Raw genomic sequence first — 23,855 nt, forward strand, 5'->3', positions numbered from 1 at the left:
ACACCGTTACTCTGCAAGAGTAGGTTCGCGCCAGCAGAGTTTGCGCCATGAACGACGGAACTCCCCCACCACCGCATGTCGTTGAATGGCGGCTCACCCGCCACCGCCGCAGCGTCGGCCGTGCCCGTCAGCTGCTGCGCGACCAGGCGCGGCGGTGGCTCATTCACGACGAGGCGGTCGACACCGCCGTGCTTCTACTGTCCGAGCTGGTGACGAACGCGTGCGTGCACGCGTACGCGTCGCCGGGGCGGGAGATCAGGGTGCGCTGTGTGCTCAGCGAGGCGGCGCTGCGCATCGAGGTGTCCGACGCCGGTGACACGTGGCCCCGCCCTCGGCTGGCCGCCGCCGGGGAGGAGTCGGGGCGGGGGCTCGTGATCGTCGCGGCGCTCGCGGACGCGTGGGACGCGTATCCGCGTCCCTGCGGGGTCGGCAAGACGGTGTGGTGCGAACTCAAGGTCACCACGGGCGCGGGGACCGGGGCGTGTCCGTGAGGGAGCCCGGGGCCGACCCGTACGCGGGCACTCCGTACGAGGGATCGCCCGAGGGGTGGTGGACGGGGTACGGCGGGGCGCTGGATGTGCGCTCCGGGGTCGTGTTCGTTCCGCAGGGGGCCGACGTGCCGCCGTGCCCCTTCCCGTGCCCCCGCTGTCTCGCGCGGGCGCGTAGGAGGGCCACTCGGGGAACGCGGAGCGAGCGGCGGAGGTCCGGTGGAGCCGCCTAGCGCGGCGGGCCGAAGAGGTGGCTGATCACGGTGCGGGCCATGGTTGCCGGGTCGGCGTCCGGCGGGGTGGGCAGGGCGCCGCTGAGCCAGAGGGCGGCGAAGCCGTGGACCATGGACCAGGCGGCGAGTTGGGCGGCGTCCGGGTCCTCGGCGGCCTTGTGGGCGGGCAGCGCCGCCAGGGCGTTCTTCAGGGCCCGGTCGGCGCGTTGGCGGGCTGCGGTGACATGGGGGTCGTCGCGGTCGTAGAGGCCGGGCTGGAACATCACCTCGAAGTGGGCCCGGTGCTCGATGGCGAACCCGATGTACGCGATACCCGTTTCGATCAGTTCGTCACCCGCCGCGTCGAGGGCGTCCGCGAGCATCTCGTAGCCCTGCGCGGCGAGCGCGGTGAGCAGGCCCGTCTTGTCGCCGAAGTGATGGGCGGGGGCGGCGTGCGACACGCCCGCACGGCGGGCCAGGTCGCGCAGGCTCAGCGCGGCGGGCCCCTGCTGCTCGATCGCGTCGGCGGCCGCCGTGAGCAGGGTGCGGCGCAGGTTTCCGTGGTGGTACGGCCGGTCGGTCATGGGTCCAGTTTATCTTTCCATTGACAAGATGAGGTCGAGCGGGGGTAACTTGATCCTGTCTAGATTGAACACTGGAGGCTCTCGTGGAACCCCTTGTCGCACTTGTCGCCGGGTTTCTGGGCGCCCGCCTGGCCGGGCTGGCCGGTGTCGAAGCACTCGACAGCTGGCATCCGGCGCTGCGCGCCGGGCTGGCGCTGATGTTCCTGGTCACCGGGTTCGCCCACTTTCACCGCAGGTTCCGGGCCGACCTCATCGGCATGGTTCCGCCCGCCCTGCCCCGGCCGGATCTGCTCGTCACCGCTACCGGCGTCCTGGAGCTGGCGGGCGCGGGCCTGCTGCTGGTCCCGCTGACCGCGCCGTGGGCGGCGGGCGGCCTCGCCCTGCTGATGATCGCCATGTACCCGGCCAATGTGTCCGCCGCCCGACGGCGGGTGGCCCAGGGTGACCCGCTCGGGCCCCGTACGGCGCTCCAGGCCGTGTTCATCTCGGCGGCGGCGGCGCTCGCGGTGCTGTAGCGCCAGCCGCCCCCGGGTTCCGGCTGCGCGTCACGGCCGGAGAAATGACCTCGTGGACAGCGCCGCGCCCCTGCTAGCGTGCTCGGCATGAAGCGCGCTGCCATGACGACGACGCCGGAGAGTGTCCCGGCGCGCTGACAGATGTCTTTGTCCGAAGCCCCGGGGCGAGTGCCCCGGGGCTTCGGCATGGGGGTACCCCGGCCGCAGAGCCGGGGACGTCACTCGCCCGACGACCGCGAGGAGACCGCCGCCATGCATGACCACCGCAAGCTCGGCCGCGAGCTGGACCTGTTCGACACCGACCCGCTGATCGGCGCGGGACTGCCGTACTGGCTGCCCGACGGCGCGACCGTACGGCACACCCTGGAGGAGTACATCCGCGCCGCCGAGCGGCGGGCGGGCTACCGGCACGTGTACTCGCCGGTGCTCGGCAAGCGGGAGCTGTACGAGATCTCAGGGCACTGGTCGCACTACAGCGACGACATGTTCCCTCCGCTGGATCTCGGTGGCGAGCAGGTCGTTCTGCGGCCGAGCCTGTGCCCCCACCACGCGGTGATCTACCGCTCCCGGTCCCACAGTTACCGCGAGCTTCCGCTGCGTATGGCCGAGTTGGGCGGCATGTACCGCTCCGAACTCTCCGGGGTGCTCGGCGGGCTGACCCGGGTCCGGGCGATCCAGCTCAACGACGCCCACATCTTCTGCACTCTGGACCAGGTCGCCGCCGAGGCGCAGGCCGCCCTGGAGATGATCCGCCGGGCGTACGAGGCACTCGGCATCCGCCCGGCCCGCTACCGGCTCTCCCTCCCGGGCCCCGGCGGGAAATACGTCGCCGCCCCCGAGATGTGGCAGCGGTCCTCGGCCCTGCTGGCCGGCGTCCTCGACCGCTCCGGCCTGCCGTACGAGTCAGCCGAAGGCGAGGCCGCTTTCTACGGGCCCAAGATCGATGTCCAGGTCACCGACAGCGCCGGGCGGGAGTCCACCCTGTCCACCGTCCAGATCGACTTCCACCAGCCCGAACGGTTCGACCTGCACTACATCGGCGCGGACGGCGCGAAACACCGGCCGGTCATGGTCCACCGCAGCATCATCGGCAGCGTGGAGCGAGCCGTCGCCCACCTCATCGAACAGCACGGCGGTGCCTTCCCCGGCTGGCTCGCCCCCACCCAGCTCGTCATCCTTCCGATCTCCGAAGCCGAAATGCCCGACGCCGCAGCTCTCGACCGGCGGTGCGCCGAGCTCGGGCTGCGGGCGGAGATCGCCGGGCCGGAACACGGCACCCTGGGCGCCCGCGTCCGGCAGGCCCGCCTTGTTCCCTACCAGGCCGTCATCGGGGCCAGGGAGGCCGCCGAGGGCCACGTCGCCCTGCGCCTGCGCGACGGACGCCGTCTCGACCCGCGGCCCACCGAGGACGTCCTTTCCAGCATCGGCGCTCTCGTCGACGCCCACAGCACCAGCCTGTGGGATGCCGCCGACTGTCCCTAGAAGGCTGTGTCCGGCGGCTCGCGCTGGGAGGGGGTACCGCCGTTCGTGCGTCGCCGAGTGCGGGTGCGTTGTAGCTGGTCGCGCAGTTCCCCGCGCCCCTGACGGGGCACGCCCCTGGGCTGTGCCAAGGCTGCTTCGCCGAGGGACTGCTCCCGTACAACCAGCCTGGTCACGGCGGTAATTGTCTGGAGAAACGATCAACGGGCCGGGTAGCGTCCGCCCATGCCTGAGCTCCAGCGTCTCCGACTTGATCACGCACCGGCCCTGCTCGCGTTCGAGCGGGAGAACCGGGCGTACTTCGCCGCTTCGATCCCCGACCGTGGTGACGACTACTTCGCCCAGTTCGACGCCCGGCACGACGCGCTGCTCGCCGAGCAGGCAGCCGGGCTGCACCACCTCCACCTCCTCGTGGACACCGGCGGTGCCGGTGAAGGTGACAGCCCTGGTGGCAGTCCTGGTGACAGTTCTGGTGGCAGTTCTCGTGGCGGGGCGGTGTTGGGGCGGATCAATGTGATCGATGTGGCGGACGGTTCGGCCGAGCTGGGGTACCGGATCGCCGAGCGCGCCGCCGGGCGGGGGCTGGCCACCTCCGCTGTCCGGCAGGTGTGCGCCCTGTCCGCCACCGAGTACGGACTGACCACGCTGCACGCGATGGTGACGCTGGACAACGCCGGGTCGCGCGCCGTCCTGGCCCGTACGGGATTCGTTCCCGTCGGCGAGACCGTGCTGGACGGCCGCCCGGCGCTGCGCTACACGCGCGACCTCACGGCTGGCTGACTCGCGGCCACGAGCCACCCAGCCGTCCTGGTCATGTATCCCTGTCGTGGGCCCAGAGGTACAGGATGAAGTCCCTGTGCCTGCCTTCGACTCGTTGTGGCTGATCCCCGGTGGGGCGGTAACCCAGGGCGCGGGCGATGGAGATGCTGGGGCCGTTGTCCGCCTCGATCTCCAGCAGCAGGCGTGCCAGTCCCAGGACCTGGTGCGCGTGGTCGGTCAGGAGCCGCGTGGCGCGCAGGGCCAGGCGGCCGCCGCGGTGGGCTGAGCCGACGGCGTACCCCACGGTCCCCCGCTCAAGGTTGACCGACACCTCCCCCAGCGGCTGCCTGCCGTCCGTGGTGATGGCCAGGTGAAGTCGCTGACCTTCCGCCCGGCCGCGCCGGATCATCTCCAGGTACGCGCGGGCCGCGGGCAGGTCGAAGGGGTCGAGGGGCGAACGGAGCGGCGCCCGGTCCGCTATGCCAGGGTCATCGAACAGCTCCACGAGGTCGGGCAGGTCCGCTTCCTCCCACTCCCGAAGCACCAGGCCGTCACCGGTCAGCCGGACGGGCGAGACGGGTAGCAACATCAGACCTCCAGGTCGCCAAGCCGGAATGTGTCTCACTATGCCCGTAGACCTATGCCCGTAGACCGCCGTGCGGGCCGCTGCGTGCAGGCGCCTTCGTGCAGGCCGTCGTGCAGGCCGCTTCGTGCAGGCCGTCGTACGCACGGCTCCATACGGACGGTTCCGGCGCGGCGTTCATCCGTCGCGCTGGGCCTCCAGCAGGATGTCGCCCGCGGCCGTCCGGTAGTAGAGGACGGAGCGCCCGGCGCGGCGCCGCCGGATCAGGTGGGCGTCGAGCAGCACCCTGAGGTGGCGGCCCACCGAGCCGAGGCCCTGACCGGTCAGGGCGACCAGTTGGGTCGTGCTCATGGGAGTGTCGAGGAGGACGAGGACGCCCGCTCTGGCGGGACCCAGCAGCGTGCCCAGCGCCTCGGGCACCGACGCCCGGCCCGCTTCGACCAGGGCGCCCGAGCACGGGTACACCACGGCATAGCGGTGCCGGGACCGCTCCCCCTGCCTCCGCCGCCGTTCCGTCCCCTGCTCCGGGCCTTCCGGCCAGCCGGGGGCCGGGGGCGCGTCCCACGTGAGCCAGCCATGGCGCGGCGTGACAGGGACGAACATCAACTGCGCTCCGGCGAGTTCACGCGGCGGGAAGTCGTAGGTGTTGGTCTGGAGCCGGTTCTCGCCAAGCCAGCGCATCCCGGGGCGCATGTCGTCCAGCGCGGCCGCCCAGCCGCCCTGGCTCAGCTGCGCCGTGCGCGCGATGACGTCGGCCTCGATGATCCGGCGGCGCCGAGGCCAGTACGGAAGCACCGTTTCCGTCCACACCCACTCCAGCAAGTCGGCGGTGCGCCGCGGCAGATCGGAGCGGTGCAGCTGAGCGGGGATGGGGCCGCCGTACGACACGACCAGGTCGGCGCGGGCGGCCTCGGGTGGTGTGTCGCGGACGCACGCCACCTCCTGCGCGAAGGTCGGCCGGTCACCGGCGGCGGGTTCGGGCGTGGGCGTAAGGAAGTCGGCGTTCCAGCGACGGCCGAGCGCGGCCCGTATGAGCAGGGCGGTGACCGGGTCGTCGGCCAGCCGCTTGCGGTACGCGGGCAGGTGGGCGTCGAGCCACGAGCGCTCACCTGGATGCGCGGCCGTCCCCCGCTCCAGGGTCTTCAGCGTCGCCGTCGCTTCCGCCAGCGGGGAGAGGACGAACCGGCTTCCCGCGAGCGTATCGGCGTTGACCTGCCACCAGCTCATTGTTTCGCCTCCTCGCGAAACTGTAACTACCCAGGAAGTGGGCTGCTGAGACTCCCGCCATGCGCACCTATCGCGAACTCTTCCGCACTCCGGAGTTCACCCCGCTCTTCCTGACCTCTGCCGGGCAGGTGGCTGCCCAGACCGTGAGCGGGCTGGCCATGGGCACGCTGATCTACGCGGCGACCGGCTCACCGCTGCTGTCAGCCCTCGCCATGTTCGGCCCGTCCCTCGCCCACGTCATCGGCGCGACCACGCTGCTGTCGGCGGCCGACCGGCTCCCACCGCGCGCCACGCTGACCGCCATGGCACTGCTCTTCGCCCTCGGCACCGCCGCCCAGACCTTTCCCGGCCTGCCCGTGTGGGCCGCCTTCGCCATCCTGCTGTGCCTCGGCATGGTCGCGTCGGTGGGCGGTGGGGTGCGCTACGGGCTGCTCAACGAGGTGCTCACGAAAGACGGTTACCTGCTCGGCCGCTCCGTGCTGAACATGTCCGTCGGTATCCTGCAGATCTGCGGCTTCGCCGTCGGCGGCGTCCTCGTGACCGTCCTGTCGCCGCGCGGCACGCTGCTCGTCGGCGCCGCCCTGTATCTCGCCGCGGCGGCCTGCGCCTGGTTCGGCCTCAGCCAACGGCCACCGCGTGCCACGGGGCGGCCTTCGGTCACCAGCACCTGGCGGAACAACTCCCGCCTGTGGTCCTCCAGGCCGCGCCGCTACGTGTACCTCGCCCTCTGGGTGCCCAACGGGCTGATCGTCGGCTGCGAGTCCCTGTACATCCCCTACGCGCCCGCGCACGCGGGGCTTCTCTTCGCATGCGGTGCCGTGGGCATGCTGGCCGGGGACACGCTGATCGGGCGGTTCGTCCCCAAGCGGTGGCGGGAGCGGCTCGACGCCCCGCTGCGCCTGCTGCTCGCCGCCCCGTATCTGGTCTTCGCCCTGCACCCGCCGCTGCCCCTCGCCATGGTGGCTGTCGTGCTCGCGACGGTCGGCTACGCGGCCGGCCTGCTGCTCCAGGAGCGTCTGATGGCCCTGACGCCGGAGGAGTTGACCGGGCACGCGCTCGGGTTGCACTCCGCCGGGATGCTCACCATGCAGGGCGTGGGCGCCGCGCTGGCCGGGGCCGTCGCCCAGTTCACCTCACCGGCGACGGCGATGGCCGTCATGGCCGGGGCCTCCGTCGCCGTCACCCTGGCCCTCGCACCGGGCCTGCGGCCACCTCGGACGGGGACGGGGACGGGGACGCCGGATGACCCGTACCCGCGCCGGGCCGGCCTTCCGCAGCCCACTCCCCAGCCGGGGTCATGACAGGGCGAGGGTCATGACAGGGCGGGCGCCGGTGCCTCGACGGCGTCGGTGGCGCCGGTGGCGTCGGTGGCGTCGGTGGCGTCGGTGGCGTCGGCAGCGTCCGGGCGCTTGTTGCCGCGTACCGCGTCCAGGTACTCCGCCATGGCATCCCTGTTGCGCACAAGGCATTCGATGCGTTCGTTCATACGGTCGCGTTCGAGTTCGAGCGTGGCCAGCATCTCCGGTGTCGCGTCGGGGAAATGGATGATCCGGGGCTTGTCGAGGCACGGCAGGATCTGCTTGATGATCCGGGTCGGCAGCCCGGCGTCGAGCAGCCCTCTGATCTGGAGGACCCGGTCCACGAAGCGCTCGTCGTACTCGCGGTAGCCGTTCGGAGAGCGCTCGGCGGCGATCAGCCCCTGCTCCTCGTAATAGCGCAGCAGGCGACGGGCCGTGCCGGTGCGCTCCGACAGCTCTCCGATACGCATACGTACCTCTCCCCTTGCCGTTTCCGTGGCCCGTGCCGGGCGTCGCCCTACCCCCGCGACCTTCACACCCATGCGAGGGTTCGAGCATACGCACGGGCGGCCCGTGCGGGAGGACGGGTCCTTGAACGCCCCCAGCCCGCGCCCCAGTCCGCGCCCCAGCCCCCAGTCCGCGGCACAGCCCACGCCGCGAGTCCACTCGGCACCACCGCCCTCGTGCGGCACACCCGCACCGGCCCGCCGACGGCCCGGGTAGAGCGGCGCCACGTCTCACCCAACTGCGTCACTCGGCCGCGTCACTTGACTGGTCACTCGCCTGCGTCACCCCTTCGCGTGGCGCTGAGCCGCCCGGCCCGGGAACCAGGCCGACGGAGGTTCCGCGGGTGATAAGAGCTATTACCGCCACGCTCCGATCGGCGGCGTTCACCGATCCCCGCGTACCGGACACATCCAGGAGGCCGCAAGAATGGACAATCACCCGATGGACCGCCGGTACTTCCTGGCGGCTTCGGGAGCGGTCGCCCTGGGCATCTCGACCGCTTCCCGGGCCACCGCCACCCCGCCCGGTCCTGAGCTCGCCCGGGCCGCGACGCCGACCAGCCGCTGGGACGCCGCCGGCCCCCATCGCGTAGGGGTCAGGCCCACCGCCGCCACGACGTATTTCCACCCCGAAGGGCTCGGGCGCGGAGGGCGGAGGTATCCGGTCGTGCTGTGGGGGAACGGGACCTCCAGGAAGATCGCCCACTACCGGGGGCTGCTCACGCACTGGGCAAGCCACGGGTTCATCGTGGCGGCCTCCAGCGCGCTGTACTCGAACTCCGGCGTCGCCGTGCTCAACTGCCTCGACGCGCTCACCCGGCAGAACGCCAAGCCGGGCAGCGTCTTCCACAACGCGGTCGACCTCCGGAACATCGCCACGTCCGGGCACTCCCAGGGCGGCGCCGGAGCGCTCAACGCGGCGGCGGACAAACGGATCACGTCGATCCTTCCGATCGAGCCGGGCCCCTTGGCCACCGTGGACAAGCTCCACTCACCCTTGTTGCTGCTGACCGGGTCGCGGGACGCCGTCGTCCCTCCGCCGCTGTGGATCATCCCGCACTTCTACGACTCCGCACGCGTCCCCACCGTGTACGCGTCCCTCCGCGACGCGGACCACTTCCGTACGGTCACCGCCGAGGACGGCGGGGGGTTCCGCGGCCTGACGACCGCGTGGCTCCTCTTCACGCTCAAGAAGGACGCCATGGCACGACGCGTCTTCGGGGGCGAATTCACCCTTGACCGCCATCCGGAGTACGCCGATGTCCGCCGCAACAGGGCGGCGATGAAGGCGTTCTGAAGCCGGCGGTCACCCCGCCGCGTGGCACGTCCGGCCACCGGGCAGCGAGCCGGACCAGGGCGCGAGCCGCCCACGCACTCCACCCTGGCCCTGGCCTTGCCCGGCCCGCTTCGGAGTCCGGCCCTGAGCAACCCGCTGACGGTATGGCCGCCAATGGCGCGCCCGCCATGCGCATCTCTGACGCATCGGCAATCTCGGTCCATTTCTCCACATACCCGCCTCCATAAGGGAATGGGGAAGCGCCGACGAGTACGCACGTGATGTCTTCCGCTGAGCAGGCAGGAAGGGCACGAAGCCGCCGCAGGCGTTCCGTCGTGCCGACGGGTGGGCACGGGGGCTTCCCCCGGAATAGCCGGTGCGCACCATTGGGTAAGCTGCGGCGAATTTTCGTCACACAGGGGTGGGAGAGCACGGAATGCGGAAATTGAGACGGTCCCGTTCGGCGGTGGGGGTCGCGGTCGCGCTGGGTGCGGTGTGCGTGCTGAGCGTGACGACCGGCTGTTCTTCCTCGTCGGACTCGTCGGACTCGTCGGACTCGTCGAACGGTGACGGCAAGGCCGAGCCGGAGGGGAAGAAGCTCGGCGCCAAGGGCACCGCGTGCGCGCTGCCTGTGGAATTCCGGGTCGCGAAGTCCTGGGAGCCGGAGGCCGTCTCGACGGCGGCGGACACGCTGGGCGGCCCGGTCACGCAGGGCCTCAGCACCCTCGTATGCGAGATCGACGCGAAGCCCGCCGGGCACATCGGGTACATCCGCGTCTGGACCGCCGACCAGCAGGCGACCGGCGACCGTAAGCCCCGGCAGATGCTCAAGGCGTTCATGGCCGAGGAGCGGGACATCAGTGATGTGCGCTACCGCGAGGTGGAGGCCGGGAAGCTGGCCGCGACCGAGGTCACGTATCTGAAGAAGGTCCCTGACCTTGAGCCGAAGCAGGAGCGGGCGCTGGCGGTGGTGACCGGCAACGGCAGCGCGTTGCTCCACCTCGGCGGCTTCGACACGGCCGAGCACAGGGCGATGCTGCCCGCCTACGAACTGGCGAAGAAGACCATGACCGGACCGGCGAGCTGAGGCTGCGAGGCCACGCCCGCATCCGCCCCCCGCATCGCGTAGTCGGGGGGCGGTATGCATGCCGTGTATACACGCCATGTACAGTGCTCCGCATGCTCATCGAACATGCCCTGGGCACCGCCCGGGGCCGCGCCGCACGCCGCACGGGCGGCGTCGCGCGTCCCACACCCCCCGGTTCCGGCGCGCCCGCGCCGCACCCCCACACCGCCGGTACGGACAGGGCCACCGGGGCGGACAGGGCTGATGGGTCCGGCCGCCGGGGCGGCGGCCGGTAGCCGATCGCGGCGCGGATCGCGCCGATGCGGCACTTCTCGGTAATTCACCTTATTGACCGGCGATTCCGCGCCGAGCAACCGCCCGGCGGATAAGCGGACGCCTTCGGCAGCCGGACTTCACCCGATTCACACGCGGAGCCCGGCTGCGCCCGCGTTCCCGGCTTTCTTCAGTTCTTTCCCGCATGAGAGAGGGTTCGCCATGCCGAAAACCAAGCGGTCGATACGGTCGGGCACGGCTGTCGCCGTAGCCGGAGCCGTGTCCCTGGCGCTCGCGCTGAGCGGCTGCTCGGACCAGAGCGACACCACATCCCCGAAGTCGGCCCGATCACAGGCGGACAGCAAGGCCCAGGGCAAGTTCGGCTCGGTCGACTGCGATGAGGCCAAGTGCATCGCGCTGACCTTCGACGCGGGGCCCGGCAAGGACACCCCGCGACTGCTGGACACGCTGAAGGAAAAGAAGGTGCCGGCCACCTTCTTCCTGCTGGGCAAGAACCACGTGAAAAAGCACCCCGAGGTCGTGCGCCGTATCGCGGAAGAGGGACACGAGGTCGCCAATCACACGTGGTCGCACGGCATATTGACCGACCTCAAGCCCGAGGAAATACGCGAGGAACTCTCCCGCACGCAGGACGCGATAGCCGAGATAACCGGCCGCCAGCCGACCCTGATGCGCCCGCCGCAGGGCCGCACCAACAAGGACGTCACCGAGATCAGCCGCAAACTCGGCCTCTCCCAGGTCCTGTGGAGCGTCACCGCCAAGGACTACTCCACGACCGACTCCGACCTCATCAAGAGCCGTGTGCTCAAGCAGGCCGACCGTGACGGCATCATCCTGCTCCACGACATCTACGACGGGACCGTGCCCGCCGTCCCGGGCATCATCGACGAACTGCACAAGCGCGGCTACACCTTCGTCACGGTCCCCCAGCTCATGGCCCCGGCCGTCCCCGAGCCAGGCGAGGTCTACCGCCCCTGACCGCGACCGTCGGCACGCCGCCGTCAGTGGAGCGGAACAGCCGCCGAGACGTACGAACGTGCCGGGCCTCACCAGCGGTGCGACCCGGCACTTCCGCGTGCCCACCGGGCCCACGGCCGCGTGCGCGTGAAGCGAGCCGCCACGTAGGTTGGGGCCCGCAACGAGCCCACCACGCGGCACAGCCACGCCCGTAGCCACGGAACCAGGACCATGACAGAGCGACAGCCTCACGGATCGGCCCGGCCCGGCGGACGGACGGCCCGTACACGCGCGGCCGTACTCGCGGCGGCCGCCGAAGAGCTGGACAGCCACGCCTTCGCGGACCTGACCCTGGAAAAGCTCGCCAAGCGCTCAGGCGTACATGTGTCGACCATCCGCCGGCGGTGGCGCTCGGTCGAAGGAGTCGTCCTCGACCTGCTGGCTCAGCACAGCACGACCATCCACACCCCCGACTCCGGCGACTTCCGGCAGGACCTGCACGAGCTGGCCCAGGCGATCGCCGACTTCCACGCGACGCCGCGCGACCGGAACCTCATCGAGGGAATCATCGCGGCGGCCGTCCACCACCCGCACGTCCAGGAGGTCGTCCACGACGCCTTCACCGGCCGCACCCAGCAGGTCACCGGACTCGTGCGGCGCGCCGTCGACCGCGGAGACCTGCCGCCGGGCACGGACGCGGCGGAAGTCATCGCCTCCCTGAGCGCCCCGTTCTACTACCGCCTCCTGATCATGCGCCGCCCCATCGACGCCCGCCTCGTGCACGCGAGCGCCGAAGCCACGTACCAAGCCGCCCGAGCGGGCACCTTCATCCCCGCCGAGAGCTCCCCGGGCCCCCCGCACACGCCGTCGCCGTGAGCCGGCCGGTAGATCCGCTCGCCGGGCCTCCGGCAGCCGTCGCTGCCGGACGTACGGGCGCAGCCCAAATCCTGCCTCTGGCCTGCGAGTCAAGCCAGAGGACCTCTTTGTCTTTCACCAATTTCGCGGGTAAAAGTGCTGTTATGTCACGCACCTTCGAAGATCTTGTAGCCGAGGCCGGTTCGGTGTCCGTGGACGGCTGGGACTTCTCCTGGCTGGACGGGCGGGCGACCGAGGAGCGGCCCTCCTGGGGGTATCAGCGGCTGCTGAGCGGGCGCCTCGCCGCCGCTTCCGTGTCGGCCGCCCTGGACATCCAGACCGGCGGCGGGGAGGTGCTGGCCGGGGCGGCGGCGTTCCCGCCCGCGATGGCTGCCACGGAGTCGTGGCCGCCGAACGCCGCCAAGGCCACCACGCTGCTCCAGCCGCGCGGCGTGGTCGTCGTCGCGGTCCCGGACGAGCCGCCGCTGCCCTTCGCGGACGGGGCGTTCGACCTGGTCACCAGCCGCCACCCGGCGACCGTGTGGTGGTCGGAGATCGCCCGGGTGCTCAAGCCCGGCGGCACGTACTTCGCGCAGCACGTCGGGCCCGAGACCGTCTTCGAACTCATCGAGTTCTTCCTCGGCCCGCTCGGCCCTGAGCTGCGCCGCAAACGCCACCCGGACGTGGAGACCGCCGAGGCGGAGGAGGCCGGTCTTGAGGTCGTGGACGTACGCGTGGAGCGGCTGCGGATGGAGTTCTCCGACGTCGGCGCGGTCGTGTACTTCCTGCGCAAGGTGCTCTGGACCGTGCCCGGCTTCACCGTGGAGGCGTACCGCGACCGGCTGCGGGCGCTGCACGCGAAGATCGAGGCCGAGGGCCCGTTCGTCGCCCACTCGTCCCGGACCCTCATCGAGCTCCGCAAGCCCGGTCACGCCTGAACCGGCACACCGCACCGGCCTGCGGCCCGGCACATCGAGTGCCGGACCGCTGCCGTGGGCGGCGCGCTCCTGCCGCCGGTGGCGGGCCGCCGCCCGGCGGCCGCAGTAGGCGCGCCGCGCGTGACTCCCCTCCGCCTCACGCGCCACCCGCCGCGCGTCACGCCAGGGACACCAGATCCAGATACTCCTCGCTCCACAGGTCCTCGTCCGCGTCCGGCAGCAGCAGGACCCGGTCGGGGCGCAGGGCCGCGATGGCTCCCTCGTCGTGAGTGACCATCACCATCGCGCCGGGGTACGTGCCCACAGCGCCCAGGACCTCGGCGCGGGAGGCGGGGTCGAGGTTGTTGGTCGGCTCGTCCAGCAGCAGGACGTTCGCCCCGGAGTGGACCAGTCCGGCCAGCGCGAGACGGGTCTTCTCGCCGCCGGAGAGCACCCCGGCGCGCTTGTCCGCGTCGTCCCCGGTGAACAGGAAGGCGCCCAGCACGCGGCGCACCTCGCCGTCCGTGAGGTGGGGCGCGGCGGCCGCCAGGTTCTCCCGGACCGTACGGGAGGCGTCCACGGTCTCGTGCTCCTGGGCGAAGTAGCCCAGCCGCAGCCCGTGCCCGTGCCCGTGGACGACCCTGCCGCTGTCGGGGGTTTCCCGCCCGGCGAGCAGCCGGAGCAGGGTGGTCTTGCCCGCGCCGTTGAGGCCGAGGACCACCAGTCGGGCCCCCCGGTCCACGGCCAGATCGACCCCGCTGAGAACCTGGCGCCCGCCGTACGACTTGGCCAGGCTGACCGCTCCGAGCGGCGTCCGCCCGCACGGCGCGGGCTCCGGCAGCCGGATCTTGGCCGTCTTGTCCGTACGCCGCGCGGGCTCCAGGTCGGCGAGCATCCGGTCGGCCCGGCGCGCCATGTTCTTCGCGACCACGGCCGTCGCCACCCGGGCACGCATCTTGTCCGCCTGGGCATGCAGGGAAGCCGCCTTGCGTTCGGCGTTCGCCCGCTCACGCGTGCGGCGGCGCTCGTCCGCCTCGCGCTGGGCGAGGTAGGCGGCCCAGCCGGTGTTGTGCACGTCGACCGTCATGCGCTGCGGATCGAGATGGAAGACCCGGTTGACGCTGTCGGCCAGCAGTGAGGTGTCGTGGCTGATGAGCACCAGGCCGCCCTGGTGGCCCAGCAGGAACGTGCGCAGCCAGGCGACCGAGTCGGCGTCCAGGTGGTTGGTCGGCTCGTCCAGCAGCAGTGTGCCGTCGCCGCCGGCGAACAGGATGCGGGCCAGCTCGACTCGGCGCCGCTGCCCGCCGGACAGCTCGCCGACCGGCTGCTCCATGACCCGCAGCGGCAGCCCGAGCCCGGCGGCGACCCGGGCCGCCTCGGCCTCGGCCGCGTACCCGCCACCGGCCTGGAAGGCGGCCTCCGCACGGGCATACGCGTTCATCGCCCGCTCCTGCGCGGCGGGCGTCGCCGCGTCGGCCATCGCGGTCTCGGCCGTACGCAACGAACGGACCGCCTGGTCGAGGTGCCGGGCGGAGAGAATCCGGTCGGTGACCGTGACGGCGGGGTCGGCGGCGCGCGAGTCCTGCGGCAGATAGCCGACGTCGCCGGTCCTGGCCACGGTCCCGGCGGCGGGGCGGGCCTGCCCGGCCAGGATGTTCAGCAGGGTGGTCTTGCCCGCGCCGTTACGGCCGACCAGACCGATCCGGTCGCCGGGGGCGACGGTGAAGGAGATGTCGGACAACAGCAGACGGGCGCCGACGCGCACGTCGGCACCGCGAACGGTAATCATGGAATGACGCTCCGAGAAAGCAAAAGGACACACTTCTGGCGTGAAAGCGGGTCCTTGAGCTAGGAAACTCGGGGCGTAGACATGCGACCACCGTAACCGCAACCGCCCGGGAAACGCCTGCGATTTCCGCGCGCACCGCTGTGACCTGGGCGTTTACCGGCGCGCTGCGGGCTGTACGTCTTTTTCTGCGTGGCGTACGGCACCGGCTCAGCGGCTGAGCCGGTGCCACCTCCGCATCAGATGAAGCTGCCGCGTCAGAACTGCGGCGTCAGACCAGCCGTCGCGCGGTCGCCCAGCGCGTCAGCTCGTGGCGGTTGGAGAGCTGGAGCTTGCGCAGCACGGCCGAGACGTGGGACTCGACCGTCTTCACCGAGATGAACAGCTGCTTCGCGATCTCCTTGTACGCGTAGCCGCGCGCGATCAGACGAAGCACCTCGCGCTCGCGCTGGGTGAGGCGGTCCAGGTCCTCGTCCACCGGGGGCGCGTCCGTGGAGGCGAAGGCGTCGAGGACGAAGCCCGCCAGCCGGGGGGAGAAGACCGCGTCACCGTCCCTGACCCGGAAGATGGCGTTGACCAGGTCGGTGCCGGTGATGGTCTTCGTGACGTAGCCGCGCGCGCCGCCCCTGATGACGCCGATGACGTCCTCCGCCGCATCGGAGACGGACAGCGCCAGGAAGCGCACCGGGCGCGTGGCGTCCCCCATCATCGCCGCGCTGCGGCGCAGGACCTCGACGCCTCCGCCGCCGGGCAGGTGCACATCGAGGAGGACGACCTCGGGGCGGGTCGCGGTGATCACCGTGACGGCCTGGTCGACGTCGGCGGCCTCACCGACCACCTCCACGCCCGTCTGGTCCGTCTGGCCGATCTCCGCCTGCACACCGGTGCGGAACATCCGGTGGTCGTCGACCAGGACGACCCTGACGTGGCGGCCCTCGGCCGCGCTGCCGGTCTCCGTGACGCCTTCGGTCATGTCGCGACCCTCTCCATCTCAAGTTCCACTTCGGTGCCCCCGTCCGGCGCGGAGCGAAGCCGCGCCGTGCCGCCGTTGCGCTGCATTCTGCCGATGATCGACTCGCGTACGCCCATCCGGTCGTCCGGCACCGAGTCCAGATCGAAGCCAGGGCCCCTGTCCCGTACGGAGACGAAGACCGTGCGCCCCTCCACTTCGGCGTAGACCTGGACGGCGCCGCCCTCGCCACCGTACTTGGCCGCGTTCACCATTGCCTCGCGCGCGGCCTGTATCTGTGCCACGAGCCGGTCGTCCAGCGGGCAGTCGCCCACGCACACCACTTCGACCGGCACCCCGTGATAGTCCTCCACATCCGCCGCCGCACGCTTGACCGCGTCGGCGAGGGTCGTCGGTTCGTCGGCCTCCTCCTTGCCCCTGCCCTCCGGCTTGTGCAGCCAGGCGCGCAGCTCGCGCTCCTGCGCCCGGGCCAGCCGGGCGACCTCGCGCGGGTCCTCCGCGTTGCGCTGGATCAGGGTGAGCGTGTGGAGGACGGAATCGTGGACGTGGGCGGCGACTTCGGCGCGCTCCTGGGCGCGGATGCGCATCAGCCGCTCGTCGGACAGGTCCCGCGCCATCCGTACCAGGTAGGGGCCCGCGAGCAGCGCGATGCCGACGAGCACGGCGAGCGCCGCTTGCAGCACAGCGCCCAAGTGCCGGGCTGAGCCCTGCATCACGACGATGCCGGTGACTCCCACGCAGACCAGCGCGACCCCCGCCGCGCCGCGCGCGATGGGCAGCACCTGCTTGCGGCGGCTCAGCTCGACCCACTGCGCGCGGCGGGAGTTGTCCGCCTGCCGCCACACCAGGGTGACGCCCGCGCCGATGAGCATCAGCGGCCAGATGTAGGTGTTGGCGCGGCCCAGCTCGAAGTTGGTGACGAAGAAGGACATCCCGATCACGACCGCGATCAGGGCGAGGATCTGCCCCTTCTCCGGCCTGCGGGCCAGCCGCCGCTTGCCTCCGGCAGGCGGGGCAGGGGGAAGCCGGGCCCCGTCGACCCCGCCGACGCCGAGCGGCACCACGAACCAGAAGAGGGCGTACACGAGCACGCCGAACCCCTCGGCCATCAGCAGCACGACGAACACGATCCGCACCCACGAGACCGGCAGCCCCAGGTGTCCGGCCAAGCCGCGCGCGACGCCGCCCAGCATCCGGCCCTCAGCGCTGCGGTACAGCTTGCGCGGGGGCGGCTCGGTCGTGGTCGCTGCGGCGGTCATGCCCCGATCGTCACACGGCTGACAGGCGCCGGGCATCAGGGCTGACCCTGATCAGCCCCCTGACGGGAACCCGGATGACCATCGCGGATCACCGTGGCTCACCACGGACGGAGGCTCTCCCCGTCTCGCCCGGTCCGAGCCAGGCCCGCCCAGCGGACCCAGCGGACCGACCACACCCACCGCACCGACCGACCACACCGACAACAACCGACCGTGCGTGACTGGTCTGCTCAGGCCCGTGCCGGACTACTCGGGCTTGTCCTCGTTCTTGAGGTCGTCGGCGGTACGGAAGCCGTCCTTGAGCGTGTCGAAGAGCGGCCGGTACTGGGCCCACTCCGCGCTCGGAGCCGACACGTAGATCGCGTACTCCTCCTCGCCCTCCTTGCCGAAGCCGAGGTCGATGGCGCGATACGGCCGCACCTCTCCCTTCAAGGAGAACTCCCACACCGCCGCGGGCTCGCCCCGGAACGTCGTGCGCTGCATGCGCAGCCGCTCGTACGTCGGTTCCTTGGCCTTGAGGTCCGCCTCGACGTCTTCGAAGTGTTCCAGGTGGTCCGGGCTCGCGAAGTCCAAGGCGTTGATCTTGATGTTGACGCGCTTCGTGGGGTCCACGTAATCGACCTGCTCGCCTGTCCCCGACTTCCTGGTCCAACCGTCGGGGACGGGGAAGGCGACGCCCAGCTCCTTCTCGTGCACGAGGTGGAAGCCGTCCGGCGCCGGGGGAAGCGGTGACTGCTCCGGCTTCGTCCTGCCGTCGTCCTCGGGTCGGCTCGACGGGGACCTGGTCGCGTCGGCCCGCTCCGTACCACCCCCGTCGCTGTCACCCGCCAGATAGACGAGCACCGCGCCCACACCGGCGACCAGCAGTGTCACGGCCACCGCACTCCACAGCACCGCCTTGCCGCGCCGCCGCCCGCCCTGGGGGGCGGGACCGGCGGGCGCGGGTGCGGGCGTACGGGGGTCCGGGACGCGGGTGCCGCTCTGCCGGTGGGTGGGGGCTGTCTCCCCCGCCCTGTGAGGCGGCGGCCCGGCGGGCCTGTTCGCCGACGGCCAGCTCACGGGGCCGCTGCCCGGGGAGCCCGGCCCTGTGGGCGGGCTCGCGGCCGGGCCTGTGGGCGGGCTCGCGGAAACGTTTGTTTCGGCGTTCGTGCCCGTGCCCGTAGTCGCGCTCGTGCCCGCTCTCGTGCCCGTACGTGACCGGGGGTCGCCGGTGCCCGCGTCGTCCGCCAGCAGGGGCGGGCGCAGCAGCTCCGTCTCGGCCTCGGCCGCGGCGGCCCGCAGCGCCCGTTCCACGTCCTGGGCGTCGGGACGCGCCTCCGGGTCCTTGGCCAGCAGGGCCCGTACGAGCGGCGCGAGCGTACCGGCGGCCAGCGGCGGCGGCAGCTCGTCGGTGGCTATCGCGTACGCCGCCTCGAACGCGGTGTCCTTACGGAACGGCGGCCGCCCCTCCATCGCCTGGTAGAGCGTCGCGCCCAGCGCCCACAGGTCGGAGGCGGGGCCCGGCTTGCCGCCCCTGACCCGCTCGGGCGCCACGTAGTCGATGGAGCCGACCAGTTCGCCGGTCTTCGTCAGGGTGGACGTGCCGGAAGCCATCGCTATGCCGAAGTCGGTGAGCACCACCCGGCCCTCCGCTCCGAGCAGCACGTTCCCGGGCTTCACATCGCGGTGCAGCACTCCCGCCGCGTGCGCCGCCCGCAGCGCCGCGATCATCCCGCGCCCCACGCGGGCGGCCTCCTCGGGCGGCAGCGGGCCCTCGCGCTTGAGCACATCACCGAGGGTCTGCGACGGCACGTACTCCATGACGATGCACGGCATCCCGCGGTCATCCACGACGTCGTGCACCACGACCACATTGGGATGGGTGATGCGGGCCGCGCTGCGCGCCTCGCGGCGCGTGCGTTCGTACAGCGTCGCCAGCTCGTCTTCCGCGAGATACGGCGAGATGTGCAGCTGCTTCAGGGCGACCTGACGTCCGAGCAGTTCATCGACGGCCCGCCAGACGGTGCCCATGCCGCCGCGGCCGATCCGCTCCGCCAGCCGGTAGCGCCCGGCGACCAACCGCCCCTCGTCCGACACCGCACACCCCTCTGCTTCCCCCGGTCGCGTTCGACCCGCCACGATAGCCGCCCCGTTGCCGGTTACCGGCGCCGAACCGCCTCTTAAGACCATGTGGCGCCCGGCGTACGCCGCGGGCGGCGCGCGACGCCGGGCCAGGCGTCCGCTCTGATGGGGTTCTGACCGGAACGTCCGAAGGCCGGGGGTCGACACCCGCGCGGGCACGCGCGCGTCCCATGGACGCTCTCGCCGTCAGGATCTGGACGCTCTCGCCGTCGGGATCGATCTTTCCGGCGCCGGGACGGCCCCCTCCCGGGGCCGCTCGTCTCAGGGGCGATTTCAGGGAACGTCCAGGGTCATGGCGGATGCCGGTGGGCCCGCCGGGTTGACACCATGTACGTATGACCGATGCACCCCCGCCCCCCGTCGAGGCTGGCGCCGCGAGTCCCCCGGCGGCGGCCTGCGGCGCGACGGCCGTGGAAGCCGAGCCCCGCGACCGGCAGCCGTTGCGGCGCAGCCGCGAGCACAAGGTGGTCTCGGGGGTGTGCGGCGGGCTCGGCCGGTACTGCGACCTGGACCCGGTGATCTTCCGGGTGGTGCTGGCCGTCCTCGGCGTCGCCGGTGGCGTCGGGCTCGTCGCCTACGGCTTCGCGTGGCTGCTCATCCCGCAGTACGGGGAGGACGAGAACGAGGGCAGGCGGCTGCTGTCGGGGCGGGTGGAGGGCTCGGCGCTGACGGCCGTGCTGACCGCGCTCGTGGGCTGCGGGCTGTTCCTGTCCATGCTCAACAACGGCAGCGTGGTCGCGTTCTCGATGATGCTGTCGCTCGCCGCCGTGGGAGCGGGGTACTGGTCGCGGCACCGGCGGCACGCGGAGAGCGACGGCGCCGTGGACCCGGCGACCGCTCAGACGGTCGCCGACGCGCCCCCGGAGACACTGGCACCGCCCGTGCCCGGTGCCCCGTCGTGGTGGCGCGACCCGATCGTCAAGGACGGCACGACGGGGCTGCCCGGCAGCGGGCAGGCGTCGGGCACCGGTTACCTGTGGGGCCCGGACGACGGCCCGTACGACGAGCGGACGGCCGGTGCCGCGCCCGCCCGCGACGTGACCAGGGGCGAGTCGGTCGGCGGCCGTACGTTCCTGCTCGCCCTCTGCGCGGCGGCGGCCGGCACGGCCGCCGCATGGGAGACGCAGCCCCTGGGCACCAGCCTGGAGATCGGTCTCGCCGCCGCGCTGGCCGTCTTCGGCCTCGGGCTCGTGGTCAGCAGCCTGTACGGGCGGACGAGGGGCGGGACCATCGTCTCGGTCGTGCTGACCGGTGCCCTGCTGGCGGGGGCGGCCGCGCTGCCGAAATCCGTCACCGCCGACTGGCAGGAGCGGACCTGGCGGCCCCAGTCGGCTACGGCGGTACTCGACCGGTACGAACTGGGCACGGGCTACGCCGCACTCGACCTCACCGGCGCGCGGCCGGGACGCGACCGCACAGCGGCCACCTACGCGTCGGTCGGCGCGGGAAAACTGAAGGTGACCGTGCCCGACGATGTGACGCTGCGGCTGACGGTCAAGGTCGGCCTCGGCGACGTCCAGTTGCCCGGCGAACCGGAGGAGGACGTGGATGTCTCGCCCAGCCGCGAACGCGTGCTGACAATCCCGCCGAGCGGGCCGGGCGGCAAGCCGCTCCCGGCGTCGAAGACGCGCGGCACGCTGGTGCTCGACCTGCACGTCGGCATGGGCCAGGTCGCGGTGGTGCAGCCATGAACCGGCACGCGTTCGAACCGGGCAAGTTGCTGGCCGGGGTGACCGTCCTCGCGGTCAGCCTCGGCTACGCACTGGACGCGGCCGGGCGGTGGGACCCGCAGCCGTTCGTGCTCCTGCCGGTGCTGGGTGGGGGGTTGTGCCTGGCGGGGCTGGTGGCCGCCGTGACGTACGCGGGACGGCGCAGGCGGCGCGGCCGCCACCAGGTCCCCGTCTCCTCGCCCCCGCCCACGTCCGCGCCTCCTGACCTGCCTGGTCTGCCTGGTCTGCCGATGGAGGAGCTACGGCGCGAACATGAGGCGTTGCGGGCGCGACGCCAGGGAGAGCCGGATGGAGAGCCCGGTGACGAACCGGATGACGAACCGGAGTCCCGGCAAGGGCCGGAGTCCGAGGGAGCCGGGCCTCGCTGAGGCGCGCCCGAGGAGGCGGCGGAGTCAGCCGAAGAGGTGGGAGCCTTGGCGTCGGCGGCGGTTGGCGAGAACCCCGTCCAGGGACAGCCTCGGCGCTCCCGCGAGTACCAGAGGAATCCAGGCCATCAGGTAGGCCAGGTCGTTGCCGTAGTAGTACGGCTCCGTCGACCAGGTGACCGTCAGCCACAGGCTCAGCGAGATCAGCGCGCCGCCGAGCGCCGCCAGCCGGGCCAGCAGACCGAAGAGCGTGCCGAGGCCGACAGCGATCTCCCCGCACGCTATGGCGTAGCCGAAGCCCGTCGGGTCCTTGAGTGCGAGGTCGACCAGGTCGGGAATGGCCGCCGAGTCGCGCGCGTAGCGCATGGTCTCGCCAATCGATCCCGCGCCGCGGTCGGACATGAAAGCCGGGTCGGTGAGCTTGTCGAGCCCGGCGTAGATGAAGGTGACACCGAGGAACAGCCGTAGCGGCAGCAGCGCGTACCGCGACATCACGCCGCCCCACCCGCCTCCGGGCGGTCCGCCGCCCAGCCCGCCTCCCAGCCCGCCGCTGGCTCCTCCGCCGAGTGTCCGATCCGCGTGTGCCATGACACGTGCCTCTCCGTCGCCGCGCGTCATCCAGTGTCCTCGTGTCGTCGAGCATGCGCTTCGCTCGGGCCTACGTGGCACACATACGTACGGAAACGGCGTCGTGCTCATCCGCGCGCCGCCCCGGTCCTCGGCGGCCGGGGCAGCGGGCGTGGAGCGGCGTGGGGCGCCATCGGACGGTCAGTCGAGGTCGCTGCGGCCGCCGCCGTCGCCGGTCGAGGCTCGCCTTGACGGGACCAACGTAGAAGTTGAACTGAACGGCAGGTCAAGCCCGAGGCGGCGCCCCACTCGTCCCCGGAGACACGGCCGCGCCGCCTCCGTGGGGACGGGGGCGGCGCGGCCGGTGTGCTGCGGGGGGAGCGGATCACTGTCACTCCGCTGAGGGGGCTACTCCCACTCGATGGTGCCCGGGGGCTTGCTGGTGATGTCCAGCACCACGCGGTTGACCTCGTCCACCTCGTTGGTGATGCGCGTCGAGATCTTCGCCAGGACGTCGTACGGCAGGCGCGACCAGTCGGCCGTCATCGCGTCCTCGGAGGAGACCGGGCGCAGCACGACCGGGTGGCCGTAGGTGCGGCCGTCACCCTGGACGCCGACCGACCGCACGTCAGCGAGCAGGACGACCGGGCACTGCCAGATGTCGCGGTCGAGCCCGGCGGCCGTCAGCTCCTCGCGGGCGATGGCGTCGGCGTCGCGCAGCAGGTCCAGGCGCTCCTTGGTGACCTCGCCGACGATGCGGATGCCGAGCCCCGGGCCGGGGAACGGCTGGCGCTGGACGATCTCGGCGGGCAGGCCGAGCTCCTGGCCGACCATCCGGACCTCGTCCTTGAAGAGCCTGCGCAGCGGCTCGACCAGCTCGAACTCCAGGTCCTCGGGAAGACCGCCGACGTTGTGGTGGGACTTGATGTTGGCGGTGCCGGTGCCGCCGCCGGACTCGACCACGTCCGGGTACAGGGTGCCCTGCACCAGGAACGCGACGTCCTCGCCCGCGTCGCCCGCCTCGGCGACCAGCTCGGCCTGGGCCTGCTCGAAGACCCGGATGAACTCCCGGCCGATGATCTTCCGCTTCTGCTCGGGGTCGGACACCCCGGCGAGCGCGGTGAGGAACCGCTCCTCGGCGTCGACGACCTTCAGCTGTACGCCGGTCGCGGCGACGAAGTCCTTCTCGACCTGCTCGGACTCGCCCTTGCGCATCAGGCCGTGGTCCACGTAGACGCAGGTCAGCTGGGAGCCGATGGCCTTCTGGACGAGGGCGGCGGCGACGGCGGAATCCACCCCACCGGACAGCCCGCAGATCGCGCGCTTGGTGCCGACCTGCTCGCGGATGGCGGCGACCGACTCCTCGACGACGCTACGGGGGGTCCACGTCGGCTCGATGCCCGCGCCCCGGTAGAGGAAGTGCTCAAGGAGCTGCTGGCCGTGCGTGGTGTGCATGACCTCGGGGTGGAACTGGACGCCGTACAGCTTGCGCTCGTCGTTCTCGAACGCGGCGACCGGCACGACGTCCGTCGACGCGGTCACGGTGAAGCCCTCGGGCGCGGCCGAACAGGCGTCACCGTGCGACATCCAGACGGACTGCTCGCCGGGCGTCCCCTCGAAGAGGGTGGAGCCGGTCTTGGCGACGGTCAGCGGCGTACGGCCGTACTCACGGGCACCGTTGTCGTCGACGGTGCCGCCGAGCGAGGTGGCCATCAGCTGGAAGCCGTAGCACATGCCGAGGACCGGGACCCCGGCCTCGAACAGGTCGCGCTCGACGGTCGGCGCGCCCTCCTCGTACACCGATGAGGGCCCACCGGAGAGGATGATCGCCCTCGGCTTCTTGGCGAGCATCTCGGCCACCGGCATGGTGGACGGGACGACCTCGCTGTACACCTGTGCCTCGCGCACGCGGCGGGCGATGAGCTGTGCGTACTGCGCGCCGAAGTCGACGACGAGGACGGGGTCCGGGGCGTCGGCGTGGGCGGCAGCTGGAGTCGCTGATGGCACTGGGGCGGCCTTCCGGCGGTGGTACAGGGGGTTG

Annotated in this window: 23 protein-coding genes; 13 read left to right on the forward strand and 10 right to left on the reverse strand. The window is 71.9% G+C overall.

Going from position 1 to position 23,855, the window contains the following annotated elements; translation table 11 throughout:
- Positions 1 to 47: 47 nt before the first annotated feature.
- Entirely contained in the window at positions 48 to 491 is a 444-nt protein-coding gene (locus AC5P1B_RS09580; protein ID WP_493886216.1) for an ATP-binding protein, read from the forward strand.
- Positions 492 to 717: 226 nt separating this feature from the next.
- On the opposite strand, the gene AC5P1B_RS09585 is transcribed toward AC5P1B_RS09580, so the two are convergent.
- Complete coding sequence (locus tag AC5P1B_RS09585) at positions 718 to 1,284, reverse strand: TetR/AcrR family transcriptional regulator (protein WP_493886217.1); 567 nt, start codon at positions 1,282 to 1,284, stop codon at positions 718 to 720.
- Positions 1,285 to 1,367: 83 nt separating this feature from the next.
- On the opposite strand from AC5P1B_RS09585, the gene AC5P1B_RS09590 reads away from it, so the two are divergent.
- The 3 genes from AC5P1B_RS09590 (at position 1,368) to AC5P1B_RS09600 (ending at position 4,058) form a co-directional block, all read left to right on the forward strand.
- The gene (locus AC5P1B_RS09590) at positions 1,368 to 1,799 is read left to right on the forward strand and encodes a DoxX family protein (protein ID WP_493886218.1); all 432 of its coding nucleotides are present in this window, start codon (positions 1,368 to 1,370) and stop codon (positions 1,797 to 1,799) included.
- 168 nt (positions 1,800 to 1,967) lie between these two features.
- Entirely contained in the window at positions 1,968 to 3,281 is a 1,314-nt protein-coding gene (thrS, locus tag AC5P1B_RS09595; protein WP_493886578.1) for a threonine--tRNA ligase, read from the forward strand.
- A gap of 222 nt (positions 3,282 to 3,503) precedes the next feature.
- Positions 3,504 to 4,058 (forward strand): GNAT family N-acetyltransferase, encoded by a 555-nt coding sequence (locus tag AC5P1B_RS09600; protein ID WP_493886219.1) that lies wholly within the window; start codon positions 3,504 to 3,506, stop codon positions 4,056 to 4,058.
- A 31-nt stretch (positions 4,059 to 4,089) separates the two neighbouring features.
- Here the strand turns inward: AC5P1B_RS09600 and AC5P1B_RS09605 are convergent, their stop codons facing one another.
- Both AC5P1B_RS09605 and AC5P1B_RS09610 read right to left on the reverse strand, forming a co-directional pair.
- Positions 4,090 to 4,626 carry a GNAT family N-acetyltransferase gene (locus AC5P1B_RS09605; protein ID WP_493886221.1) on the reverse strand — a complete coding sequence of 179 codons (537 nt, stop codon included), beginning with the start codon at positions 4,624 to 4,626 and terminating at the stop codon, positions 4,090 to 4,092.
- Positions 4,627 to 4,797: 171 nt separating this feature from the next.
- Positions 4,798 to 5,847, reverse strand: coding sequence for an ArsR/SmtB family transcription factor (locus tag AC5P1B_RS09610; RefSeq protein WP_493886222.1), 1,050 nt, complete (start codon positions 5,845 to 5,847; stop codon positions 4,798 to 4,800).
- Between the two features lie 59 nt (positions 5,848 to 5,906).
- Between AC5P1B_RS09610 and AC5P1B_RS09615 the strand changes: the two genes are divergently transcribed.
- Positions 5,907 to 7,148 carry an MFS transporter gene (locus AC5P1B_RS09615; protein ID WP_493886223.1) on the forward strand — a complete coding sequence of 414 codons (1,242 nt, stop codon included), beginning with the start codon at positions 5,907 to 5,909 and terminating at the stop codon, positions 7,146 to 7,148.
- Positions 7,149 to 7,159: 11 nt separating this feature from the next.
- Here the strand turns inward: AC5P1B_RS09615 and AC5P1B_RS09620 are convergent, their stop codons facing one another.
- A complete protein-coding gene (locus AC5P1B_RS09620; RefSeq protein ID WP_493886224.1) occupies positions 7,160 to 7,615 on the reverse strand; it encodes a MerR family transcriptional regulator in 456 nt (151 codons plus the stop codon).
- A gap of 463 nt (positions 7,616 to 8,078) precedes the next feature.
- Here AC5P1B_RS09620 and AC5P1B_RS09625 point away from each other — a divergent pair, with 463 nt between their 5' ends.
- The 6 genes from AC5P1B_RS09625 (at position 8,079) to AC5P1B_RS09650 (ending at position 13,037) form a co-directional block, all read left to right on the forward strand.
- Positions 8,079 to 8,948, forward strand: coding sequence for a poly(ethylene terephthalate) hydrolase family protein (locus tag AC5P1B_RS09625; protein WP_493886225.1), 870 nt, complete (start codon positions 8,079 to 8,081; stop codon positions 8,946 to 8,948).
- A 445-nt stretch (positions 8,949 to 9,393) separates the two neighbouring features.
- Positions 9,394 to 10,014 carry a lipoprotein gene (locus AC5P1B_RS09630; protein ID WP_493886226.1) on the forward strand — a complete coding sequence of 207 codons (621 nt, stop codon included), beginning with the start codon at positions 9,394 to 9,396 and terminating at the stop codon, positions 10,012 to 10,014.
- 92 nt (positions 10,015 to 10,106) lie between these two features.
- Positions 10,107 to 10,289, forward strand: a complete 183-nt coding sequence (locus AC5P1B_RS09635) for a hypothetical protein (protein WP_493886227.1) — start codon at positions 10,107 to 10,109, stop codon at positions 10,287 to 10,289.
- A 199-nt stretch (positions 10,290 to 10,488) separates the two neighbouring features.
- A complete protein-coding gene (locus tag AC5P1B_RS09640) occupies positions 10,489 to 11,265 on the forward strand; it encodes a polysaccharide deacetylase family protein (protein WP_493886228.1) in 777 nt (258 codons plus the stop codon).
- Positions 11,266 to 11,475: 210 nt separating this feature from the next.
- Positions 11,476 to 12,120 carry a TetR-like C-terminal domain-containing protein gene (locus tag AC5P1B_RS09645; RefSeq protein WP_493886229.1) on the forward strand — a complete coding sequence of 215 codons (645 nt, stop codon included), beginning with the start codon at positions 11,476 to 11,478 and terminating at the stop codon, positions 12,118 to 12,120.
- 143 nt (positions 12,121 to 12,263) lie between these two features.
- Positions 12,264 to 13,037: a methyltransferase domain-containing protein gene (locus AC5P1B_RS09650; RefSeq protein ID WP_493886230.1), complete on the forward strand. Its 774-nt coding sequence runs from the start codon at positions 12,264 to 12,266 to the stop codon at positions 13,035 to 13,037.
- Between the two features lie 157 nt (positions 13,038 to 13,194).
- Here the strand turns inward: AC5P1B_RS09650 and AC5P1B_RS09655 are convergent, their stop codons facing one another.
- The 4 genes from AC5P1B_RS09655 to AC5P1B_RS09670 all read right to left on the reverse strand — a co-directional run bounded on the left by AC5P1B_RS09655 (position 13,195) and on the right by AC5P1B_RS09670 (position 19,107).
- On the reverse strand, positions 13,195 to 14,805 hold the full coding sequence (locus AC5P1B_RS09655; RefSeq protein ID WP_493886231.1) for an ABC-F family ATP-binding cassette domain-containing protein: 1,611 nt from the start codon (positions 14,803 to 14,805) through the stop codon (positions 13,195 to 13,197).
- A gap of 268 nt (positions 14,806 to 15,073) precedes the next feature.
- Positions 15,074 to 15,775: a LuxR C-terminal-related transcriptional regulator gene (locus AC5P1B_RS09660; protein WP_493886233.1), complete on the reverse strand. Its 702-nt coding sequence runs from the start codon at positions 15,773 to 15,775 to the stop codon at positions 15,074 to 15,076.
- Positions 15,772 to 17,031, reverse strand: a complete 1,260-nt coding sequence (locus AC5P1B_RS09665; protein ID WP_493886234.1) for a PspC domain-containing protein — start codon at positions 17,029 to 17,031, stop codon at positions 15,772 to 15,774. The genes AC5P1B_RS09660 and AC5P1B_RS09665 overlap by 4 nt, the downstream gene beginning before the upstream one ends.
- A 246-nt stretch (positions 17,032 to 17,277) precedes the next feature.
- Positions 17,278 to 19,107, reverse strand: a complete 1,830-nt coding sequence (locus tag AC5P1B_RS09670) for a serine/threonine-protein kinase (protein ID WP_493886235.1) — start codon at positions 19,105 to 19,107, stop codon at positions 17,278 to 17,280.
- 380 nt (positions 19,108 to 19,487) lie between these two features.
- On the opposite strand from AC5P1B_RS09670, the gene AC5P1B_RS09675 reads away from it, so the two are divergent.
- Entirely contained in the window at positions 19,488 to 20,843 is a 1,356-nt protein-coding gene (locus AC5P1B_RS09675) for a PspC domain-containing protein (RefSeq protein WP_493886236.1), read from the forward strand.
- Positions 20,840 to 21,250, forward strand: coding sequence for a hypothetical protein (locus AC5P1B_RS09680; RefSeq protein WP_493886237.1), 411 nt, complete (start codon positions 20,840 to 20,842; stop codon positions 21,248 to 21,250). The genes AC5P1B_RS09675 and AC5P1B_RS09680 overlap by 4 nt, the downstream gene beginning before the upstream one ends.
- A gap of 24 nt (positions 21,251 to 21,274) precedes the next feature.
- Here the strand turns inward: AC5P1B_RS09680 and AC5P1B_RS09685 are convergent, their stop codons facing one another.
- Both AC5P1B_RS09685 and guaA read right to left on the reverse strand, forming a co-directional pair.
- Positions 21,275 to 21,835 carry a DoxX family protein gene (locus tag AC5P1B_RS09685; RefSeq protein WP_493886238.1) on the reverse strand — a complete coding sequence of 187 codons (561 nt, stop codon included), beginning with the start codon at positions 21,833 to 21,835 and terminating at the stop codon, positions 21,275 to 21,277.
- Positions 21,836 to 22,222: 387 nt separating this feature from the next.
- Positions 22,223 to 23,821, reverse strand: coding sequence for a glutamine-hydrolyzing GMP synthase (gene guaA / locus AC5P1B_RS09690; RefSeq protein WP_493886239.1), 1,599 nt, complete (start codon positions 23,819 to 23,821; stop codon positions 22,223 to 22,225).
- Positions 23,822 to 23,855: the final 34 nt, after the last annotated feature.

Source organism: Streptomyces sp. A01, assembly GCF_059026195.1.

Bases quoted from the DNA above. Each gene is read 5' to 3' on its own strand.
- AC5P1B_RS09580 (WP_493886216.1), top strand. From the start codon at position 48: ATGAACGACGGAACTCCCCCACCACCGCATGTCGTTGAATGGCGGCTC.
- AC5P1B_RS09585 (WP_493886217.1), bottom strand. From the start codon at position 1,284: ATGACCGACCGGCCGTACCACCACGGAAACCTGCGCCGCACCCTGCTC.
- AC5P1B_RS09600 (WP_493886219.1), top strand. From the start codon at position 3,504: ATGCCTGAGCTCCAGCGTCTCCGACTTGATCACGCACCGGCCCTGCTC.
- AC5P1B_RS09605 (WP_493886221.1), bottom strand. From the start codon at position 4,626: ATGTTGCTACCCGTCTCGCCCGTCCGGCTGACCGGTGACGGCCTGGTG.
- AC5P1B_RS09610 (WP_493886222.1), bottom strand. From the start codon at position 5,847: ATGAGCTGGTGGCAGGTCAACGCCGATACGCTCGCGGGAAGCCGGTTC.
- AC5P1B_RS09615 (WP_493886223.1), top strand. From the start codon at position 5,907: ATGCGCACCTATCGCGAACTCTTCCGCACTCCGGAGTTCACCCCGCTC.
- AC5P1B_RS09620 (WP_493886224.1), bottom strand. From the start codon at position 7,615: ATGCGTATCGGAGAGCTGTCGGAGCGCACCGGCACGGCCCGTCGCCTG.
- AC5P1B_RS09625 (WP_493886225.1), top strand. From the start codon at position 8,079: ATGGACAATCACCCGATGGACCGCCGGTACTTCCTGGCGGCTTCGGGA.
- AC5P1B_RS09635 (WP_493886227.1), top strand. From the start codon at position 10,107: ATGCTCATCGAACATGCCCTGGGCACCGCCCGGGGCCGCGCCGCACGC.
- AC5P1B_RS09640 (WP_493886228.1), top strand. From the start codon at position 10,489: ATGCCGAAAACCAAGCGGTCGATACGGTCGGGCACGGCTGTCGCCGTA.
- AC5P1B_RS09645 (WP_493886229.1), top strand. From the start codon at position 11,476: ATGACAGAGCGACAGCCTCACGGATCGGCCCGGCCCGGCGGACGGACG.
- AC5P1B_RS09650 (WP_493886230.1), top strand. From the start codon at position 12,264: ATGTCACGCACCTTCGAAGATCTTGTAGCCGAGGCCGGTTCGGTGTCC.
- AC5P1B_RS09655 (WP_493886231.1), bottom strand. From the start codon at position 14,805: ATGATTACCGTTCGCGGTGCCGACGTGCGCGTCGGCGCCCGTCTGCTG.
- AC5P1B_RS09660 (WP_493886233.1), bottom strand. From the start codon at position 15,775: ATGACCGAAGGCGTCACGGAGACCGGCAGCGCGGCCGAGGGCCGCCAC.
- AC5P1B_RS09665 (WP_493886234.1), bottom strand. From the start codon at position 17,031: ATGACCGCCGCAGCGACCACGACCGAGCCGCCCCCGCGCAAGCTGTAC.
- AC5P1B_RS09675 (WP_493886236.1), top strand. From the start codon at position 19,488: ATGACCGATGCACCCCCGCCCCCCGTCGAGGCTGGCGCCGCGAGTCCC.
- AC5P1B_RS09680 (WP_493886237.1), top strand. From the start codon at position 20,840: ATGAACCGGCACGCGTTCGAACCGGGCAAGTTGCTGGCCGGGGTGACC.
- AC5P1B_RS09685 (WP_493886238.1), bottom strand. From the start codon at position 21,835: ATGGCACACGCGGATCGGACACTCGGCGGAGGAGCCAGCGGCGGGCTG.